Below are 19319 nucleotides of genomic sequence, written 5' to 3'. Positions count from 1 at the left end.
TTTGAAAGAAGCTAATGAATAAGAGAGCGGAGGGAACACGTTGAACTTAATTCTGATGGGTCTTCCTGGTGCCGGCAAGGGTACTCAGGCAGAAAAGATAGTCGAGAAATATAACATCCCTCATATCTCTACTGGAGATATGTTCCGTTTAGCTATCAAAGAAGGAACAGCCCTTGGTCAAGAAGCTAAATCTTTTATGGATAAAGGTGAACTAGTTCCAGATGAAGTAACGATTGGAATTGTTCGCGAGCGTCTGAGTAAACCTGATTGTCAAGAAGGCTTTCTGCTAGATGGCTTTCCTCGTACGATTGCTCAAGCAGATGCCCTTGAAAATTTGTTAGCAGATATGAACGAATCAGTCGATTATGTTCTTCATATTGATGTTCCAAAAGACAAACTTGTCGAACGCCTAACCGGACGAAGAGTTTGCCCGACTTGTGGAGCAACTTATCATGTTATATTTAACCCTCCTAAAGAAGAAGGGAAATGTGATCATGATGGAGCAGAGCTTATTCAGCGTGAAGACGATCAACCCGAAACCGTTAAGAAACGTTTAGAAGTAAATGTAGAGCAATCTCAACCACTTCTTGATTTCTACCAAGAAAAAGGCTATTTAGTCACATTCGATGGTGATCGAGATATTAATCTCGTTTTTGAAGATATTGACAAAAAGCTCGGAGGCCTTGTTAAATGATTATTTGCAAAACACCACGGGAATTAGAAATCATGCGGGAAGCCGGCCGTATCGTCGCCTTAACGCACCAAGAAATGAAGAAGAACATCCGGCCTGGTGTGACCACCGGTGAATTGGATCAAATCGCTGATGACTTCATACGCAGCATGGATGCAATCCCTTCTTTTAAAGGTTATAATGGATTCCGTGGTAGTATTTGCGCGTCGGTCAATGAAGAGCTCGTTCATGGTATTCCGGGAAACCGGGTACTCAACGAGGGAGATATCATTAGTATCGATATTGGTGCGAAATACCAAGGCTATCATGGTGACTCGGCTTGGACGTATCCAGTCGGCACTGTTGATGACAACACTGCGGATTTGCTGAGAGTAACAGAAGCTGCGTTGTGGAAGGGACTCGATGAAGCTAAGCCTGGTGTACGCCTTTCAAATATATCCCATGCCATTCAAAGCTATGCTGAAGCTGAAGGTTTTTCGATCGTTCGTGAATACGTAGGACATGGAGTTGGGCAGGATTTACATGAGGCACCACAAATTCCTCATTACGGTCCTCCAAACAAAGGTCCGCGATTGAAACCTGGAATGGTATTGGCTGTAGAGCCAATGGTCAATGCAGGGTCTCGATATGTGAAGACACTGGCAGATCATTGGACGGTAGTGACACAAGATGGTAAAATGTGTGCGCATTTTGAACACACCATTGCGATTACGGAAGAAGGTTACGAAGTATTAACTACAACCTAAGTGAAGGTGATCGTGTTTGAATGAATCTGAGTCGAGTCCACGAATAGGTCAAGTTGTTCGTATTGTGCAAGGACGTGAGGCAGGTCAGTATGCTGTCATTATAGACATTCTAGAAGACCGCTTCCTACTGCTTGCCGACGGAGAGAAACGAAAGTACGATCGACCAAAGAAAAAGAATCTGCAACATGTAGAGCTTAAGGATTTCGTCTCTCCGGAAGTCCAAAACAGCCTTCTGGAAACTGGTCGCGTCACGAATGGCAAGCTTCGATTTGCCGTATCAAAATATGTCAATGAAGAAGTGACTGATGTAGAGAAGGGAGATCAACTCGATGGCGAAAGACGATGTAATTGAAGTGGAAGGTAAAATCGTTGAAACTCTACCCAATGCACAATTTAAAGTAGAGCTTGATAACGGTCATACTGTCTTAGCTCATGTTTCTGGTAAAATTCGTATGCACTTTATTCGAATCTTGCCTGGAGATAAAGTGACGGTAGAACTTTCCCCGTATGATCTAACAAGAGGACGTATTACGTACCGTTATAAATAAAAAAACAGAGCTCCGTTATAAAAGGAGGTATGGATGATGAAGGTAAGGCCTTCTGTAAAACCAATTTGCGAGAAATGCAAAGTTATCCGACGTAAAGGTAAAGTAATGGTTATCTGTGAAAATCCTAAACACAAACAAAAACAAGGTTAATTAACCAAGGAGGTGCACGTACTAAATGGCACGTATAGCAGGTATTGATATCCCTCGTGAAAAACGAGTTGTCGTATCTTTAACTTATATCTATGGTGTAGGTAAGTCATTAGCTAGTGAAGTGTTAGCAGAAGCTGGCGTTTCTGAAAACACTCGCGTTCGTGATCTTACAGAAGATGAATTAGGTAAGATTCGTAAAGCTCTAGACAACCACAACGTGGAAGGTGACCTTCGTCGTGAGAATTCCCTAAACATTAAACGTTTAATCGAAATCGGTTCTTACCGTGGAATTCGTCATCGTCGCGGACTTCCAGCGCGTGGTCAAAAGACAAAAAACAACTCTCGTACTCGTAAAGGCCCACGTCGTACAGTGGCTAACAAACGTAAGTAATTAGTTATAAAGGAGGTTTATAGAATATGGCACGTAAAGGAAACACTCGTAGTCGTAAACGTCGCGTGAAAAAGAATATTGAGAGCGGAGTGGCTCACATTCGCTCTACTTTTAACAATACGATCGTATCGATCACCGACGTTCAAGGTAATGTAATCACTTGGAGCAGCTCTGGATCCCTTGGTTTCAAAGGTTCTCGTAAGTCTACTCCATTTGCTGCTCAAATGGCATCTGAAGCCGCTGCGAAAGACGCTATGGACAACGGAATGAAAACTGTTGAAGTTACAGTTAAAGGCCCTGGCGCTGGTCGTGAAGCAGCGATTCGTTCACTACAAGCCGTAGGACTAGAGATCACTGCAATTCGTGACGTGACTCCAGTACCACACAACGGTTGCCGTCCGCCAAAACGTCGTCGCGTATAATAATTCTGAATAGAATTTGTCACCCTGTCTATAATGGGGTATGATAGCTTGTAATTAGCACCGCCACAGACAGTCATAATGAGTCTTGAAATTGGGACTGCCTACCTGAGGAATTTCGGTTAGACCAGATGTCTAACCGAGGTTTCGACGTTTTGAAGGAGGGTTTTGTTTAAATGATCGAAATTGAAAAGCCAAAAATTGAACCGGTTGAGATCAGCAGTGATTCCACATTCGGTAAATTCGTCGTTGAACCGCTTGAGCGTGGATATGGTACAACACTAGGTAACTCCTTACGTCGTATTTTATTATCCTCACTACCTGGTGCAGCTGTTACATCTGTACAAATTGATGGGGTTCTCCATGAATTCTCAACAATTGAAGGTGTCGTGGAAGATGTAACAACCGTTGTACTCAACTTAAAGAAACTAGCTTTGAAGATTTATTCTGATGAAGAAAAGACTTTAGAGATTGATGTACAGACGGAAGGTAAGGTAACTGCAGCAGATATTACGCACGATAGTGATGTAGAAGTACTAAACCCAGACCTTCATATTGCTACACTGGACAGTAACACACCGCTACGTATGCGTATTACCGCTGAGCGTGGCCGAGGATATCGTCCAGCTGAAGGAAACAATCATGATGATTTACCAATTGGAGTAATTCCAGTTGATTCTATCTTCACACCTGTTTCTCGTGTAACGTATCAAGTTGAGAACACACGGATTGGTCAAACTTCAAACTTTGATAAGCTAACTTTGGACGTGTGGACTGATGGAAGCATTCGTCCTGAAGAAGCGATCTCACTTGGAGCAAAAATCTATATGGAACACCTCAATATCTTTGTCGGCCTAACTGACGAAGCTCAAAAAGCTGAAATCATGGTCGAAAAGGAAGAGGACCAAAAAGAAAAAGTTCTTGAGATGACAATCGAAGAGCTTGATTTGTCTGTCCGTTCTTATAACTGCTTGAAACGTGCAGGAATTAATACAGTTCAAGAGCTTGCGAATAAATCAGAGGACGATATGATGAAAGTTCGTAATCTCGGTCGTAAATCTCTTGAAGAAGTGAAGCACAAACTAGATGAGCTCGGACTAGGTTTAAGAAAAGAAGATTAAATGGATCGGTCACATCTAAGAGATTCCTAAAAGGGAGGGATAATCCATGGCTAGAAAATTAGGACGTACTACTGATCAACGTATGGCGCTACTTCGTAACTTAGCTACAGACTTGATCATTCATGAACGTATCGAAACAACAGAAGCTAAAGCGAAAGAGCTTCGTTCTGTTGTAGAGAAGATGATTACACTAGGTAAGCGTGGCGATCTACACGCTCGTCGTCAAGCTGAATCATTCCTTTATAAAGCTGATGCGAATGAAGAAGGAGACCAAACAGCCCTTCAAAAGCTGTTCTCTGACATTGCACCACGCTATGAGGAACGTCAAGGCGGTTACACTCGCGTGCTTAAGCTAGGCGAGCGCCAAGGTGACGGAGCAAAAATGGCGATCATTGAACTCGTTTAATATCTCCATTTTTTAATGGGTGTAAAGGGCAGGACGAGAATCTCTACAAGAGGTTTACTCCAGCCCTTTTTTTATTGCACTTATTTAGAAATAAGGAAATATGTCGGAAATAATAGATAAATGTTGAAAAATATTTCCCGGGAAATTAGTAGAGCGGAGGATCACACAATGGATCATAGTAAGATGGAGTTTAGAAATGTCTCGTTCCGTTATCAAGATGATATGCCCTGGGTATTAAAAAATGTTAGTTTTACCATCCACGCCAATGAATGGGTCGCGATCATTGGTCACAATGGCTCTGGTAAATCAACGATTGCAAAACTTATGAATGGATTGTTATTTCCTCAAGAAGGAGAGATCTATGTTAACGGTCAGCTGGTGAATCAAGAAACCATTTGGGACGTACGTAAAAACGTGGGGATGGTTTTTCAGAACCCTGACAACCAATTCGTAGGTACAACGGTCAGAGACGATGTTGCATTTGGTATGGAGAACCACGGGATGCCAAGAAAGCTAATGATTGAACGAATCACTGAAAGTTTATCGGCCGTAGGAATGAGTGACTATGAATACCACGAACCTCATCGACTGTCGGGTGGGCAAAAGCAGCGAGTGGCTATTGCCAGCGTACTTGCTGTTTCACCAAAGTACATTATTTTGGATGAAGCAACCGCCATGCTTGATCCAAAAGGGAGAAAAGAAATATTAAATACCGTACTTGATGTTCAAGACCAGAGAAACCTATCATTAGTAACAATTACTCATGACTTGTTAGAAGTAACGCAAGCAGATCGTGTGATGGTTATGAACGAGGGTGAAGTTTGGCTTGAAGCTGGCCCGAGAGAAGTATTTTCCAGGAAAGAGCAGTTACAAAAGATTGGCTTAGATACTCCATTTGTAACAAAGCTAGCAGAGGAGCTTCAGTCTGCTGGTCTTACCCTTACACGTGAGCCACTTAATCACCAGGAGTTGTTGGAGGAATTATGGACATTACGTTCAAGAATGTAAGCTATACGTATCAGCCAAATAGCCCTTTCGAATACAAAGCATTACACGACCTCTCTTTTCATATCGACTCCGGATCTTTTGTAGCTATCATTGGTCATACAGGATCTGGTAAATCGACGTTGATTCAACACTTAAATGGTTTAGTGCAGCCGACAGAAGGTTCAGTAACCATAGGGCCTTACCAGCTTTTAGCTGACGAGAAAAACAAAAAGCTTCGTGAGTTGCGTGAAAAGGTAGGAGTGGTTTTCCAATATCCTGAACATCAGCTCTTTGAAGAAACGGTTGAAAAGGATATTGCCTTTGGACCAGCGAATTTTGGAGTAAACGAAACAGAGATTGATAACCGTACAAAAGAGGCGATTAAGGCTGTTCGTTTGGATGAATCCATGTTAGCTCGTTCTCCGTTTGATCTAAGTGGAGGCCAAATGCGGCGTGTTGCTATAGCGGGAGTGCTGGCTATGAATCCGGAAGTTCTCGTATTAGATGAACCTACCGCTGGTTTAGACCCTAGAGGACAAAAGGAAATTATGAATATGTTCTCACGGCTTCATCAAGAGAAGCAATTAACCACTGTACTTGTTACTCATAGCATGGAGGATGCACTTGCCTATGCGGATCACGTCATTATTCTTAATCATGGTGAAGTGTATCAAGAAGGGGCGCCTATTGAATTATTTAAACAAAAAGAATCGCTTCAAGCTGTCCAACTGGATGTTCCAGAGGTTATTGAGTTTATAACTAAGGTTAGCGATAAATTTGATGTTCATCATTCATACCATGGCCAGTCAATAACTGAATTAGCAAAAGAACTCGCCCAGCTAGTCAAAGGGGGGCACGATCATGAGTAGCACGATGATGATTGGTCAATACATCCCGGGCAGCTCCGTTGTCCACAGACTAGACCCTCGAACAAAAATTGCTATTATCTTTTTCTTTGTTGTGATCGTATTTTTTGCTAATTCCGTTATGAGTTATGGGTTGTTGACTTTATTTGCTGTAGGAAGTGCTTTTGCTACGAGAATTAAAGTTCGCTATATTTTAAAAGGATTAAAGCCTGTCTGGTTTTTGATTGCTTTTACGTTCTTGCTTCATCTGTTTGTTACTAGAGAAGGGGAAGTGATCGCAACGGTATTAGGGTGGGATCTCTATCGTGAAGCTGTCATCCAAGGAGCAACGATTTCACTTAGGTTTTTCCTGCTGATTATGGTAACCTCCTTACTCACGTTAACGACCACTCCAATTGAAATTACCGATGCGATAGAGCACTTACTAGGGCCTTTAAAGAAAGTGCGCTTTCCTGTTCACGAATTAGCCTTAATGATGTCGATTTCACTGCGTTTTATCCCGACGCTTATGCAAGAAACCGAGAAGATTTCAAAAGCCCAGGCATCTCGAGGAGTAGATTTCCGCACAGGCTCATTTAAAGACCGTATAAAAGCGATTATCCCACTTTTAGTACCATTGTTTGTCAGTGCGTTTAAAAGGGCTGAGGAGCTGGCTATGGCCATGGAAGCGCGTGGTTATAAAGGTGGCGAAGGGCGAACAAAATTAAGAGAGTTACAGGTTGGGCGAATGGACTATATGATCAGCGGTTTATTTCTACTGCTTGCGATCGGATTATTTTTTACAAGGAACTAAGTTGGAGGAGAGCATTATGCCCCGTTTAAAATGTATAGTGGCGTATGACGGTACCCGTTATGCGGGGTACCAAGTGCAGCCTAATGGAAACACGGTTCAAGAAGAACTTGAAAAAGCATTAGCGAAAATGCACAAAGGGGAAAAGGTGAAGATCACAGCGTCCGGCCGAACAGATTCCGGCGTTCATGCAAAAGGTCAGGTCATTCACTTTGATACGAATTTAACCATTCCGCCATCCAATTGGAAACGTGCCCTTGATTCCATGCTGCCACCTGATATTCACATTGCTGACGCAGAAGAGGCAGCCGATGACTTTCATGCACGCTACGACGCAACAGGTAAAGAGTATCGATACTTTGTATGGAACAGTCGGGAACCTGATATCTTTCGCCGGCACTTTTCCTGCCATGTAAAAATACCGCTTAATTTGGAAGCTATGAAAAAGGCATGCCGAATCATTGAGGGAGAGCATGACTTTACTTCGTTTTGTTCATCGCGGACTGATGTAAAAGGAAGTAAAGTGAGGACAATTCATCAAGCATTCATTGAGAAAGATGGTGCTGAATTGACGTTTATATTTAAGGGGAGCGGCTTTCTCTATAATATGGTCCGAATTTTAGTAGGGACAATACTAGAAGTAGGAAGAGGCGAGCGAGAGCCAGAAGATTTAAAAGCAATGATCGAAGCTTTAGATCGGGAAGCTGCGGGTAAGACAGCTCCGCCTCATGGTCTGTTTTTATGGAAGGTAGATTATTAATTGGTGCCAGGTACCGAAAAACAAAATATGGTTCCATGATTTTTATATCGCCTTTCGGTACCTGGTACCGAGAAAGATAAAAAAACAACGTTTCCTTGCGTTTAGACTCTTGACATCGAGGACAAGAGTGTTATATTATAATCTATGGCATTTTATTTCTATACCACGGTTAGCCCCGGAAACTAATCGTATTTTGAGATAAATAATCAATCAATCAGTTTTGTGAAACTAACCATTCAGGAGGGAAACCGATATGCGCACAACTTTCATGGCAAATGAAAACAACGTGGACCGCAAATGGTACGTAGTGGATGCTGCAGGGCAAACACTTGGCCGTCTGGCAAGCGAAGTTGCTGCGATCCTTCGCGGTAAAAATAAACCTACGTATACTCCACACGTTGACACAGGTGACCATGTCATCATCATCAACGCTGGAGAAATCGAACTAACAGGTAACAAAATCAACGATAAGATTTATTACCGTCACTCAAATCACCCAGGTGGTTTGAAGCAGCGCACAGCTAACGAAATGCGTAACAAATACCCAGAGCAAATGCTTGAGCTTGCTGTTAAAGGTATGCTGCCTAAAGGAAGCCTAGGACGCAAAATGGGCAAGAAACTTCATGTATACGCTGGATCTGAGCATAAGCATGAAGCACAACAACCAGAAGTTTACGAACTTCGCGGATAATAAAAAAAGGGAGGTAATCGAGAGTGGCACAAGTACAATACTCCGGTACTGGACGTCGTAAAAAGTCAACAGCTCGTGTACGTCTTGTTCCAGGAACTGGTCGTGTAGTAGTAAATAAGCGTGATGCTGAAGACTTTTTCCCATATGAAACACTTCGTACAATTCTGAAGCAGCCTCTAGCTGTTACAGAAACTGAAGGAAACTATGATGTATATGTAAACGTAGATGGTGGAGGTTTCACTGGTCAAGCTGGTGCGATCCGTCACGGAATCGCTCGTGCTCTGCTTCAAGCAGACCCAGAATACCGTACACCACTTAAGCGCGCAGGACTTCTAACGCGTGACGCACGTATGAAAGAGCGTAAGAAATACGGTCTTAAAGGTGCTCGTCGTGCTCCACAGTTCTCTAAGCGTTAATATCTTTTATCACAAAAAGCTCTTTTCCTTATATCGGGAAGAGAGCTTTTTTATTATTATGAAGACCATAAACCCCTCAAAATCGCTGATGAACAAAATTCTCAGAAACCGCTCATCAAACCGGTGCCCTCCGTATTCGATTCTCACAAAAATACCCCGGACCTCATCTTAGAGCCCGGGGTATTCTTATTTACTTATAAAGCAAGTATTGTTCACGTATTTCCTTGAATTCATTCAATTCATCTTCCCATTCCGCTTTAATCTCTTCCACAGATTCACCGTTCTCAATTGCTTCACGAACCCATCCGTTTCCGATCAGGTTATCGAAGAAAGAAATGCCGGCTGAATTCTCTGCGCGGAAGGCAAAATCTTCAGGATACATATCGTGGATCGTCTTCACAAGGTGAAGGCCAGTTTCTACAGGCTGGTACGATTCTTTATGGTTCACGTGTATCTCTACGCCATTGCTCAATACACCCTGATGTTTGGAAAAGCTAGGTGTAAAGGAGGCAGCGCGGAAGGTAACGCCTGGTAAATTCAAGCTGTTCAGCTCAGCAGCCAGCTCTGTGCTGTTAATAAAAGGAGCTCCAATTAGCTCAAACGGCTGAGTTGTTCCTCGGCCTTCTGAAACGTTGGTTCCTTCAATTAAAGCTGCGCCAGGATAGACGAGAGCGGTTTCTGTTGTCGGCATGTTTGGTGATGGAGCCACAAAATCAAGTGGTGTATCATCATAATACATGTCACGCTTCCACTTATCCATTTCGACCACTGTTAAATCAGCACCAATTTCAAATTCCTCATTGAACAGCTGAGCAAGTTCACCGACTGTCATGCCGTGGCGAAGCGGAATTTCATAATTTCCTACAAAAGATTTATACTCTTCTTCTAATACGGGACCTTCTACTTTATCTCCGCTTAGTGGGTTTGGTCGATCCAATACGACAAAAGGAATATCGTTTTCTTGAGCGGCTTCCATCGCGTAAGCCATTGTGTAGATATACGTATAGAACCGAGTTCCTACATCCTGGATGTCGAAAAGCAATACGTCAATACCTTCTAGCATCTCTGGCGTAGGCTTGCGTGTTTCCCCATACAAGCTGTATACTGGCAGGCCAGTTTGTTCGTCGATATAGTATTCCACATATTCACCCGCTTGAGCACTTCCGCGAACGCCGTGCTCCGGTCCATAAAGAGCGGTCAGGTCTACATCAGGATCTTCATTCAGAATATCAACGATACTGTTTAAATCTTTATCGACGCCTGTCGGGTTTGTAATTAACCCTACGTTTTTCCCTTCAATCAATTCTTTCTCTTCATCGAGTAAAACTTCAACACCTAGCTGGAAGTTCTTATTTTTGCCTTTTTGCTTACCATTGGTTTCACCCTTTTCTGCAAACACGACCGTAAACGTAGAAAGAATGAGCACGAGCATGAGAATTCCGATTAATGGTTTATTCAAGACATCTTCACTCCTTTTCAAAAATTAGGAGAAGGGGATCTACACCTCCCCTCCGTTATTAATAATTTAATCCGTGTCCAAATTCATAAAGAGCGTTTCCGTTTTTTCCAGGTATCGTTACAGGTAGAGTACCTGAAGGGTTATTTTCTCCGAACAGGGTGGAGGCTGTGGCGTCAAAGCTTACGTCATTAAACCCATATTGAGCCAAATATCCATCCACGTCTGGGTAAGCCATGACGTCATAAGGGTTCCGAATGCCTACACCGATGACAGGAGTATCTACTTCATTGATTAGCTGGTTAGCGAGCTGCATTTGCAGGCTGTTTGCATCACGACCGGCAACATTGAACGTATAGGTGCCGATAATAATGTGATCAGCTTCCTCCATTTGAGCTAATTGCTCATCACTTAGAGGACCTGATGCTTTTACTAAATCAGTGTTCTGGTTATGTTTACTGACTGAGTCATACAACCTGTCGATAAATGTGTTTCCTATAACGACTACTTTTTCGTCACGATCCGCATCCAAAGGAAGCACGTTATCATTTTTTAATAGCGTAATGGATTGATTGGAAGCTTCTTCTTCCACCGCTTGATGTTCTTCTGACCCTACGGTTTCTTCAGCATTAGCAATAATCTCATCCATGTCCGGAGCGGATTCCGCTTTTATAATGCCGCGCTTCAATTTAAGAGTCAAAATTCGTTCGACTGATTCTTCAATCCGTTCTTCGCTGATTTCATCTGTCTCTACAGCCTCTAATAATCCATCAGCTACTTCTTCAAGCCCGACCGGCATCAGTACGATATCTGTACCTGCTTTGACTGATCGAATGACCGCGTCTACCGATCCAAAATGATCAGAGATGGCTTTCATGTTAAGAGCGTCAGTAATGATCAACCCTTCATACCCCATTTCCTCACGCATTAAGCCCGTAAGAACTTTCGGGGACAGTGTAGCTGGTAAAGAAATTTCAGTTCCATCTTTTTGGGAAGTTACTTTTGTATCATCAATCTTAGGGAACGTGACGTGTGCCGTCATGATGGCGTCGATATCCGCTTCCATAGCTTGCTGGAATGGATGCAGTTCGACGTCCATTAAACGTTCTTTATCGTGTGGTACTTCAGGCAAGCCGAGGTGAGAGTCAACGGCTGTGTCTCCATGGCCGGGGAAGTGCTTCGCTGTAGCGGCTACCCCGGTGCTTTGTAAGCCTTTTGTATAAGCGATTCCCAGGTCTGCGACAAGGTCAGGGTCTTCGCCAAAAGAACGTGTTCCAATGACAGGGTTATCAGGATTGTTGTTTACGTCTAGTACGGGTGCTAAGTTCATGTTAATTCCGAGTGACTCAAGCTCTGAGCCAATGGCATGCCCTACGTCCTCAGTAATTTCCAGAGAACGTGTAGCACCAAGTGCCATATTTCCAGGCATGTCCGTTCCTGATTGCAGGCGTGTGACAATGCCGCCTTCCTGGTCAATGGTCATAAGCAGTCCATATTTTTCAGACGCTTCCTGATAATCAGCGACTAATTCTGCTGTTTGCTCTGTTGTTACAACATTTTCACGAAAAAGGATAACGCCGCCCAGGTGATAATCTTTCACCGTTTGTTCAATTTCAGGCAGCATCTCAGTTACATTTTCACCATCCCAGTTTCTAAAATCAGGCATGAGCATCTGGCCGACTTTTTCATGTATCGTCATGCCATCGATGGCTTGGTCAATGACTTCGTAACGATCGCCTTCTTGCTTCACGAGTTCGCCTTCAACGTCAGGCTTACCTTCCTGGCTGCTGGCTGGTTTGTGATCTACTGCAATACGGTCTTTATGGGTTCCATCCGTAACGGAGATAAATGTACGGCCGTTTTTACCAGAAAGAGTTACAGTTCCTTCATCATCCACAGTAGCCACATTTTTGTTGGATGAAGACCAGCTAAGGTCTTCATCCGCTTCTGTAAAATGTCCATCTTCGTAAAGGTTTAAAGCTGTTAAATCAAGTTCACCCTTAGTAAATTCAGCCTCTACCTGGGGAACATTTTCCAGTAATACGAGATCACTAGGCCCTTCATGGTTATCAGCAGCTGCTGTCTGAGGGGTTAATGGACTGACCACAAGGGCGGCTATAATGGCGAGCATTGAATGTCGATTTCGTAATCGCTTCATTAAGCTTTTCAACTCCCTATCTATTTAATAAGATCTCTTTTCCCAATCATTTTCTAAAATGTCGATAGAAGCGGATGCGTCTATAGTCAAGTTTGTGACGTACCAGCCTCTGCCATTCGTACTTCCATCGGTTTCATAGCGGAAGCGGACATATTCGGTATCAGCAGGAAGGGTGATACTTTGTGTATCCCATGCCACACTGCTGCCAGTGAGCGGTTCGGATACTTGCGTCCAGTTCTCCCCGTCTTCAGAAATTTCAACATAGCCGAAGTCATAGTCCTGCTCGATTCGGAACCATGTATCAAAGGAAAGGGTACTTTCTTCGTTCGTATCAATTTTTGCCGTCAATGTTCGATCCAGGTTATCTCCATATCCAGAGAACCAGGCGCCGTCTTTCGTTGGCATGTCGACAGGTATGGCATCCGCCACTTGTCTTGCAAAAAGTTTACGAGTAGGGTTTGTGGACACGGTGTTTCTTGAAGGGTGGACTCTATTGGTTAACAGGATCGCCATCGTTTGGTTATCAGGATTTATTACCATAGATGTTCCTGTAAAGCCGGTGTGTCCGATGGAAGAAGCCTCTGTTAGGGCATCCATATACCACCCTTGAGAAAGTTCCCATCCTAAGCCATGTTCATTGCCAGGAAACTCAGGAATTCGGTTTTCAGTTAAACGTTCAATTGTTTCGGGTTGAAGAATTTGTTGATTTCCATAACGTCCTTCGTTTAAGTACATATGTCCAAGCTTTGCTAAATCTTCTGCCGTTGAGAATACACCGGCATGTCCAGCGACTCCGTCTAATGACCAGGCATTTTCATCATGTACTTCCCCCCACACGAGTCCACGGTCAATTAAAGGCTGGTACTCAGTAGCGGCAATACGATCTTTTAATTCTGCAGGTGGATTGTACATGGTATCATCCATTTTTAAAGGGTCAGTGATAGTTTCTTTAACAAATTCGTCCAAGCGTTGACCGGAAATACGTTCAATAAGAGAGGCAAGTGTAATCATGTTTAAGTCACTGTAGGTGTATGTAGATCCTGGTGGGTTATTAAGCGGGTGTTCAAAGACATATTGTAATCGATCTTCTCGGCTTTCACCATGTGCGTATAAAGGGACCCAGGCGACAAATCCGGAAGTATGTGTCATTAACTGTTCTATTGTGACGTTTTCTTTGCCATTTTGTGCAAATTCGGGGATATGTTTGGCGACCGGATCATCTAAGTTAAAATGCCCGTCTTCATAAAGTTTCATGGCAGCTGTTGACGTGAAAATTTTACTAATAGAGGCGACATCAAATATAGTGTCTTTCTCCATTTCCAATGGTTGGTCAACTGTAGTTCCTTGATCATCTTTATACAGTAATGAGTTCCCGTAAGCTTCATGTTGAGCAATGTGACCTTTTCGAGCCACTAGAGTGACAGCTCCAGGCATCGCTCCTTCTGAAATTTTAGACTCTAAGACTGGATCAATTTCTCGCAGAGGTTCAGCCATTAATCCTGATCCTTTCACAGACCCGGGATGCAGAACCGGAGAAGAAGGACCGGGGTCACTCCACGAAAATTTTGGGTGAGGTTTCTCTTGGGATTTCTTTTGATTACGATCTTCCATAGTAGGTTTATTCAGCTCGTTGGCTTTGACACTCCTTTCTTCTTCAATAGGGTAAAACAGAGATGCAAGTAAAGCAGTGGATAGGACAATAGATGCAGCTTTCTTGTTCATAAACTCCTCCTTTCAAAAGTCGACAGGTAAAGAGAGGAGACCCCTCCCTTGTAGTTCTAATGTTAATGAACAATAATATAGATGTCTATACCACATAAGTCGCAAAATTTTTAGAAAATTACAAAATTCGACTTCATATGTCTAGGCCCTTTGGTATATTTTTAAATGTTGAGAATGAACTTGCATACATAATTTAAAGTCTTGTCCCATATAGTGAGCTACAAGGGTAAGGGAGTGTGTGGGACATGATGGCGCGACGTTTAAAAACAATTACATGGTTTATTGCTATCTTAATTTGTGTAAGTATGATTGCGATACCTGTCCAAGAAGTGAAAGATACGTGGCAATCTTGGTCATCCCCCCTGTTTGGTAAGGTGATTGTTATTGATCCAGGGCACGGGGGACCGGATGCAGGAGCTAGCGGTGCCAATGGGACAGAGGAAAAAGGAATTACGCTCAACCTCTCTAATTATTTAAAGGACTATTTGCAGGAAGCGGGAGCTATCGTTTATTTAACACGCGCGGATGATCGGGACTTATCAGACGATCCTATCTCAACGAGGTACGGAAGCTTATCGGCACGGAAAGCTGAGGATATCCGCAATCGAATTGAGATTATTAACGAATCGAATGCTGATCTCTATGTAAGTCTACATTTAAATGCGAGCACGTCTTCCTCGTGGAGGGGAGCCCAAACTTTTTTTAACCCAACCAAAGAAGATAGTGAAAGGCTGGCTAAGTTAATTCAAGGTGAGATTCGGGATAACTTAGAGAATACGAATAGGGAAGCGGCAGGTTTAAGAAATATTTATATTTTAAAACATGCTGAGCCACCTGGTGCATTGGTGGAGGGAGGCTTCTTATCAAACCCTCAAGAACGAAAGCTGCTCGAAAGTGAAGATTACCAAAGAAAGATTGCTGCATCGATCTACAGAGGCATCCTAAAGTACACAACAGAAGAATAATTTCCATGATTTGTGCAAATTACTTAGAAAGCGTTTCATGTATGTTATACTTGCACTGTTGAAACATTTCTAAGGAAGGTGACTCACGTGCTTACTCAAGAAAAAGTATTAGAGATTCTTCACTCTGTCGAAGATCCGTTTTTACATAAAACGTTAGAAGAAACTGGTGGAGTTGAAGAGATTAAGATAAAAGAAGAAAAAGATCACGTCAGCGTGAAAATTTTAATTGCAAAAACAAATACAGCTGAACAAATGGAACTGCAGCAAAAAATCGTTAATGCCCTAAAAAGCGGAGGTGCAGCTACAGTCGGCCTTCGGTTTGATCAACTACCTGATGAAGTTATTGAAAAATATCAACCAGCAGCTGAGCAGGAGCAAGAGGCTTCTCTGCTTGGCGGCAATACAGGCACGAAGTTTATTTCAATCGCTAGTGGTAAAGGCGGGGTAGGAAAGTCTACGGTTACCGTTAACTTAGCGGTAGCTTTAACTCGTTTAGGTAAAAAGGTCGGCATCATTGATGCTGATATTTACGGATTCAGTGTACCGGATATGATGGGAGTCGAAGAACGTCCAGTCGTTCGTGGGGAAAAGATTATTCCTGTCGAACGTTTTGGTGTTAAGCTCGTTTCCATGGGCTTCTTTGTAGAAGATAATTCTCCGATTGTGTGGCGCGGCCCTATGCTCGGTAAAATGCTGACCAGCTTCTTTAAAGAAGTAGAGTGGGGAGAATTAGACTATCTATTGCTTGATTTGCCGCCGGGAACTGGCGATGTAGCAATGGATGTTCACTCTCTGCTGCCATCTTCAAAAGAAATCATCGTTACCACACCTCACCCTACAGCAGCGTTTGTAGCGGCTCGTGCTGGTCAAATGGCGATTAAGATGGAACACGACATTTTAGGTGTTGTAGAAAATATGGCCTATTTCGAGAGTAAAGAAACGGGCAATAAAGAATTTGTCTTTGGACGCGGCGGCGGTGTGAAACTTGCGGATGAATTGAAAACTGACGTGTTAGGTCACATTCCACTGCAGCAGCCATATGAAGATGAAGACGTATTTGCTCCGTCTGTTTATCAAGAAGATCATCCAACGGGTGTCGTGTACCGTAACATGGCAGCTAAAATTGTAGATAAACTCTCCAATTAAACAAAAAACACGCAGTCATGTTTTGGCTGCGTGTTTTTTTTATGATGAACCTTTATCTTCTTGACTATCTTCATCAGAAGACTGTTCTTGATTCTGCTGATCTCCACCCTCATCTTGACTTCCGCCACCTCCACTTTGCATTTCTTCAGCGGCTTTTAAAAGGGTTTCGCTCATTTTAGCTTGGAATACAGGGTTATTTAGTGTTTCTTCAATCGTTTTTTCTAAATGACCACGAAACTGTTGGCCCTGCATCACTTCCAGCATTTTTTCCATCATTTCTGGATTTTGATACAGCTGGATTAATGAGGCCTGATATTCAGAATCCTTCATAAGACCTTTCATGAGATCTTCTTGTTCCTCTTGGACAACTTTACTGAATTCTTGAACGAACGATGGGTCTGAGAACAATTTGCTCCAAAATTCTTTTCCTTCTTCAGAAAGGAGAGTTTCTTTTACAGCACTTGATACTTCTTCGGACTCCAGCGCCAGTTCTTGCTTCATTTTTTCATCGGAGAGGACTTCCATTAAAGCCTTTTGACCTTCATCTGTTTTTAATATATCGACCATCATTTTCTTAGTGGTGTCATAATCCGATTGCTCGGCAGCCCCTGAACTGCCATTACAAGCTGCCAGGAAAACGACAAGTAATATGGGACAAATAATTCGTAAAATGGACATGAGAAATGTCCCCTTTCATTTGTTTTCCCTTATCTTTAATATGTACGTGAACGAAAAAAATATGCGAGCTTAAGGAAAATGAACAGCCTTCATGGTAAAATACGAGAGGGAACTTATAGCAGTAGGGGGAAAAAACGTGAATAGTCGAAAATGGGTGCGGTTATTTCTAACGACGCTTTTAATTGGCGGCGTTTTAACATTGCTCTCCAGTTTTATTATTAAAAGTGATTCATATGCTGAAGTATTTCAACCATTCCAGCTGTTTGAACTGCTTGGCTTATTATTGTTCTTTTCAGGTTTAGGTTTTATCTTTAGTGTTATCAGTCAAATGGGGTTTTTTGCGTACTTAACGATTCACCAGTTCGGAAAAGGCATTTTTCGCGGAAGTTGGACGTCTATCCAGCTCTTCTTAGTAGCCTTTACCATTTTTGATTTAATTTATTTTCGCTATCAAGCCGCTGAGGATGCGTCAATATGGCCGTATGTATTTACAGCTTTTGCGTTGTTAGCCGTTTCTTTAGGGGTGGCTTTTGTGAAGGCAAAAGAAACAAATCATCAGGCGTTTGTACCTGCTTTGTTTTTTATGGTAGTTGTGACTACAGTGGAATGGGTGCCGGCTTTACGTGCAGCTTCTGCTGACTATGTATGGTTAATGATCATCCCGTTAGTCGTTTGCAATGCCTACCAATTATTGCTCTTACACCGATTAACCTCAGTAAACACAGCAAAATAAAGGGAAGAGAGCTACGGCTGATCGTAGCTCTCTTTTTTTATTCTACTTGTGTAATTTTAGATTTACTTCCATTGACTAACTCGGTGATTGTGGCGAATTCTAAATCCTTTTGTTTTAGACCAGGCAGGACGACCTCTAATGCTTTATCTGTTTGTTTAACAGAATCGGAAGCGTGTAATAATACAATATCTCCCTTGTCCGTTTCATCTAAGATCTGTTCAATGATTTGGTTGGTGCCAGGGTTCTCCCAATCTCTAGGGTTTACGCTCCACTGGATGGCTTCTAGTTTTTCCCCATCAATGACCTCTAATACTTCTTTATTATATTGCCCGTGCGGAGGGCGAATCCATTGAATATCTTCAAAGCCAAGCTTTTCAAAAGTCTCTCGAGCTTTTTGGATGTCTTGTTTAATTTCTTGTGGTTCTAGTTTGGGATAACTGTTATATGCATAACCCATCATTGCAATTTCATGCTGACCTTCATGGATGCTTTTTACGATATCCGGGTGTCGTTCCGCCCATTCTCCGCTAAGGAAAAAGGTAGCCTTTGCATCATGAGCCTCAAGCTTTTTCAAAATATCATGTACTTTGTTATTTCCCCAACTCACATTAAAAGTTAAAGATACAAAAGGATGGTCCTCACTGCCTTGTGATAGAGCTCGGGGCTCTCCATCGTTAGAAAATACCGCAATTTGAGCACGCTGCCCCACCCACATCAAGACGGCGCAAAATAAAGCAATAATAACAATAACTCCATATCGTTTGATCAGTTCTATTCGGTTAGTCATAAAACTCATCACGCTGCACCCTTTCTTAGCCTCTATAATCTATACCTATGAAAAAAAGGACAACCTATGCTATAAATTCGGAAAAAAGGGTAAAAATAAAAAGAAGTTGCTTGATAGGGAGGGTCACAGATGTATGGACTTATGCTGACAAAGCAGGAACATCAAGAGATAGAGTATTTATTGAAAAGAGAAATGGAAGAGATCACACTTGACCTGGGAGACCATAGGATTGATTCATCTATTAAGGGAGCGATGGAAAAAAGATACGACGTCCTCTTTCAATTGTTCAGAAGATTTGCGAATGGGGAAGAGTGTTTGCAGTATATGCCAAAGAAGAAAAAACAGAACTAATTCATCCGTTTTAAAATAGACAAAAGCCATGTTGCTTTTGTCTATTTTTGTGGAAAGGGTTTACGGGAAAATAGAAAGGGTAAAAAGAAATAATAAAAAATCGCGAAAAGTTATTGCGTTTAGTTCTGAGTGTGTGCTATATTATTAATCGTTGTCAGGAAAGGCGTTGGCCAAATGAAGCAAACGCAAATAAATGATTAGAACTTTTTTCGAAAAAGTTATTGACTTAAATCAATAACCATGGTAAATTAGTTCTTGTCGCTAAAACGACAGCAAGTCATTTTGATCTTTGAAAACTGAACGAACCAACCAGTACGTCAAGATTTCTTTCTATAGTATAG

At 42.4% G+C, this 19319-nt stretch carries 24 protein-coding genes; 19 read left to right on the top strand and 5 right to left on the bottom strand.

Annotated elements, in window-relative coordinates; translation table 11 throughout:
• Window positions 1-40: 40 nt before the first annotated feature.
• From IEV27_RS19000 to rpsI, 15 genes are all read left to right on the top strand, one after another.
• Complete coding sequence (locus IEV27_RS19000) at window positions 41-694, top strand: adenylate kinase (RefSeq protein WP_188379097.1); 654 nt, start codon at window positions 41-43, stop codon at window positions 692-694.
• Window positions 691-1437, top strand: coding sequence for a type I methionyl aminopeptidase (map, locus tag IEV27_RS18995; RefSeq protein ID WP_188379096.1), 747 nt, complete (start codon window positions 691-693; stop codon window positions 1435-1437). Before IEV27_RS19000 ends, map begins: the two co-directional genes overlap by 4 nt.
• Window positions 1438-1453: 16 nt before the next feature.
• Entirely contained in the window at window positions 1454-1789 is a 336-nt protein-coding gene (locus tag IEV27_RS18990) for a KOW domain-containing RNA-binding protein (protein ID WP_188379095.1), read from the top strand.
• Window positions 1767-1985 (top strand): translation initiation factor IF-1, encoded by a 219-nt coding sequence (gene infA, locus IEV27_RS18985; protein ID WP_188379094.1) that lies wholly within the window; start codon window positions 1767-1769, stop codon window positions 1983-1985. Before IEV27_RS18990 ends, infA begins: the two co-directional genes overlap by 23 nt.
• 36 nt (window positions 1986-2021) lie before the next feature.
• Window positions 2022-2135, top strand: a complete 114-nt coding sequence (rpmJ, locus tag IEV27_RS18980; RefSeq protein ID WP_003156543.1) for a 50S ribosomal protein L36 — start codon at window positions 2022-2024, stop codon at window positions 2133-2135.
• 25 nt (window positions 2136-2160) lie between these two features.
• A complete protein-coding gene (rpsM, locus tag IEV27_RS18975) occupies window positions 2161-2526 on the top strand; it encodes a 30S ribosomal protein S13 (RefSeq protein WP_188379093.1) in 366 nt (121 codons plus the stop codon).
• A gap of 26 nt (window positions 2527-2552) precedes the next feature.
• A complete protein-coding gene (rpsK, locus tag IEV27_RS18970; RefSeq protein WP_188379092.1) occupies window positions 2553-2948 on the top strand; it encodes a 30S ribosomal protein S11 in 396 nt (131 codons plus the stop codon).
• Window positions 2949-3121: 173 nt separating this feature from the next.
• A complete protein-coding gene (locus IEV27_RS18965) occupies window positions 3122-4066 on the top strand; it encodes a DNA-directed RNA polymerase subunit alpha (protein ID WP_101846989.1) in 945 nt (314 codons plus the stop codon).
• A gap of 46 nt (window positions 4067-4112) precedes the next feature.
• Window positions 4113-4472: a 50S ribosomal protein L17 gene (rplQ, locus tag IEV27_RS18960; protein ID WP_188379091.1), complete on the top strand. Its 360-nt coding sequence runs from the start codon at window positions 4113-4115 to the stop codon at window positions 4470-4472.
• A gap of 168 nt (window positions 4473-4640) precedes the next feature.
• Window positions 4641-5480: an energy-coupling factor ABC transporter ATP-binding protein gene (locus tag IEV27_RS18955; protein ID WP_188379090.1), complete on the top strand. Its 840-nt coding sequence runs from the start codon at window positions 4641-4643 to the stop codon at window positions 5478-5480.
• Window positions 5456-6328: an energy-coupling factor ABC transporter ATP-binding protein gene (locus IEV27_RS18950; RefSeq protein ID WP_188379089.1), complete on the top strand. Its 873-nt coding sequence runs from the start codon at window positions 5456-5458 to the stop codon at window positions 6326-6328. Before IEV27_RS18955 ends, IEV27_RS18950 begins: the two co-directional genes overlap by 25 nt.
• Window positions 6321-7118, top strand: a complete 798-nt coding sequence (locus tag IEV27_RS18945) for an energy-coupling factor transporter transmembrane component T family protein (protein ID WP_188379088.1) — start codon at window positions 6321-6323, stop codon at window positions 7116-7118. The genes IEV27_RS18950 and IEV27_RS18945 overlap by 8 nt, the downstream gene beginning before the upstream one ends.
• Window positions 7119-7131: 13 nt before the next feature.
• A complete protein-coding gene (gene truA / locus IEV27_RS18940; protein ID WP_229735430.1) occupies window positions 7132-7875 on the top strand; it encodes a tRNA pseudouridine(38-40) synthase TruA in 744 nt (247 codons plus the stop codon).
• Window positions 7876-8128: 253 nt separating this feature from the next.
• Window positions 8129-8566 (top strand): 50S ribosomal protein L13, encoded by a 438-nt coding sequence (gene rplM / locus IEV27_RS18935; RefSeq protein ID WP_188379086.1) that lies wholly within the window; start codon window positions 8129-8131, stop codon window positions 8564-8566.
• 23 nt (window positions 8567-8589) lie between these two features.
• The gene (gene rpsI / locus IEV27_RS18930; RefSeq protein ID WP_101846976.1) at window positions 8590-8982 is read left to right on the top strand and encodes a 30S ribosomal protein S9; all 393 of its coding nucleotides are present in this window, start codon (window positions 8590-8592) and stop codon (window positions 8980-8982) included.
• A gap of 190 nt (window positions 8983-9172) precedes the next feature.
• Here the strand turns inward: rpsI and IEV27_RS18925 are convergent, their stop codons facing one another.
• From IEV27_RS18925 to IEV27_RS18915, 3 genes are all read right to left on the bottom strand, one after another.
• Entirely contained in the window at window positions 9173-10414 is a 1242-nt protein-coding gene (locus IEV27_RS18925) for an exo-beta-N-acetylmuramidase NamZ family protein (protein ID WP_188379141.1), read from the bottom strand.
• An 85-nt stretch (window positions 10415-10499) separates the two neighbouring features.
• Window positions 10500-12596 (bottom strand): glycoside hydrolase family 3 protein, encoded by a 2097-nt coding sequence (locus tag IEV27_RS18920; protein WP_188379085.1) that lies wholly within the window; start codon window positions 12594-12596, stop codon window positions 10500-10502.
• A 24-nt stretch (window positions 12597-12620) separates the two neighbouring features.
• Window positions 12621-14318 (bottom strand): serine hydrolase domain-containing protein, encoded by a 1698-nt coding sequence (locus IEV27_RS18915; RefSeq protein WP_188379084.1) that lies wholly within the window; start codon window positions 14316-14318, stop codon window positions 12621-12623.
• Between the two features lie 245 nt (window positions 14319-14563).
• On the opposite strand from IEV27_RS18915, the gene cwlD reads away from it, so the two are divergent.
• Together cwlD and salA are read left to right on the top strand one after the other, a co-directional pair.
• Window positions 14564-15283 (top strand): N-acetylmuramoyl-L-alanine amidase CwlD, encoded by a 720-nt coding sequence (cwlD, locus tag IEV27_RS18910; RefSeq protein ID WP_308808358.1) that lies wholly within the window; start codon window positions 14564-14566, stop codon window positions 15281-15283.
• An 87-nt stretch (window positions 15284-15370) separates the two neighbouring features.
• Window positions 15371-16429, top strand: coding sequence for an iron-sulfur carrier protein/transcriptional regulator SalA (gene salA, locus IEV27_RS18905; RefSeq protein ID WP_188379083.1), 1059 nt, complete (start codon window positions 15371-15373; stop codon window positions 16427-16429).
• Between the two features lie 39 nt (window positions 16430-16468).
• Here salA and gerD read toward each other — a convergent pair whose 3' ends face one another.
• Window positions 16469-17107, bottom strand: a complete 639-nt coding sequence (gene gerD / locus IEV27_RS18900) for a spore germination lipoprotein GerD (protein ID WP_188379082.1) — start codon at window positions 17105-17107, stop codon at window positions 16469-16471.
• Between the two features lie 136 nt (window positions 17108-17243).
• On the opposite strand from gerD, the gene IEV27_RS18895 reads away from it, so the two are divergent.
• Window positions 17244-17840, top strand: a complete 597-nt coding sequence (locus tag IEV27_RS18895) for a KinB-signaling pathway activation protein (RefSeq protein WP_188379081.1) — start codon at window positions 17244-17246, stop codon at window positions 17838-17840.
• Between the two features lie 37 nt (window positions 17841-17877).
• Here the strand turns inward: IEV27_RS18895 and pdaB are convergent, their stop codons facing one another.
• Window positions 17878-18636: a polysaccharide deacetylase family sporulation protein PdaB gene (pdaB, locus tag IEV27_RS18890; RefSeq protein WP_188379080.1), complete on the bottom strand. Its 759-nt coding sequence runs from the start codon at window positions 18634-18636 to the stop codon at window positions 17878-17880.
• Between the two features lie 120 nt (window positions 18637-18756).
• Between pdaB and IEV27_RS18885 the strand changes: the two genes are divergently transcribed.
• Window positions 18757-18978 (top strand): hypothetical protein, encoded by a 222-nt coding sequence (locus IEV27_RS18885; RefSeq protein WP_188379079.1) that lies wholly within the window; start codon window positions 18757-18759, stop codon window positions 18976-18978.
• Window positions 18979-19319 lie beyond the last annotated feature (341 nt).

Source organism: Halobacillus andaensis (assembly GCF_014636475.1).
In the GTDB taxonomy this organism is placed as follows: Bacteria; Bacillota; Bacilli; order Bacillales; family Halobacillaceae; genus Halobacillus_A; species Halobacillus_A andaensis.
The sequence above is the reverse complement of the archived record's forward strand: the minus strand, read 5'-3'. Positions and strand labels throughout refer to the sequence as shown.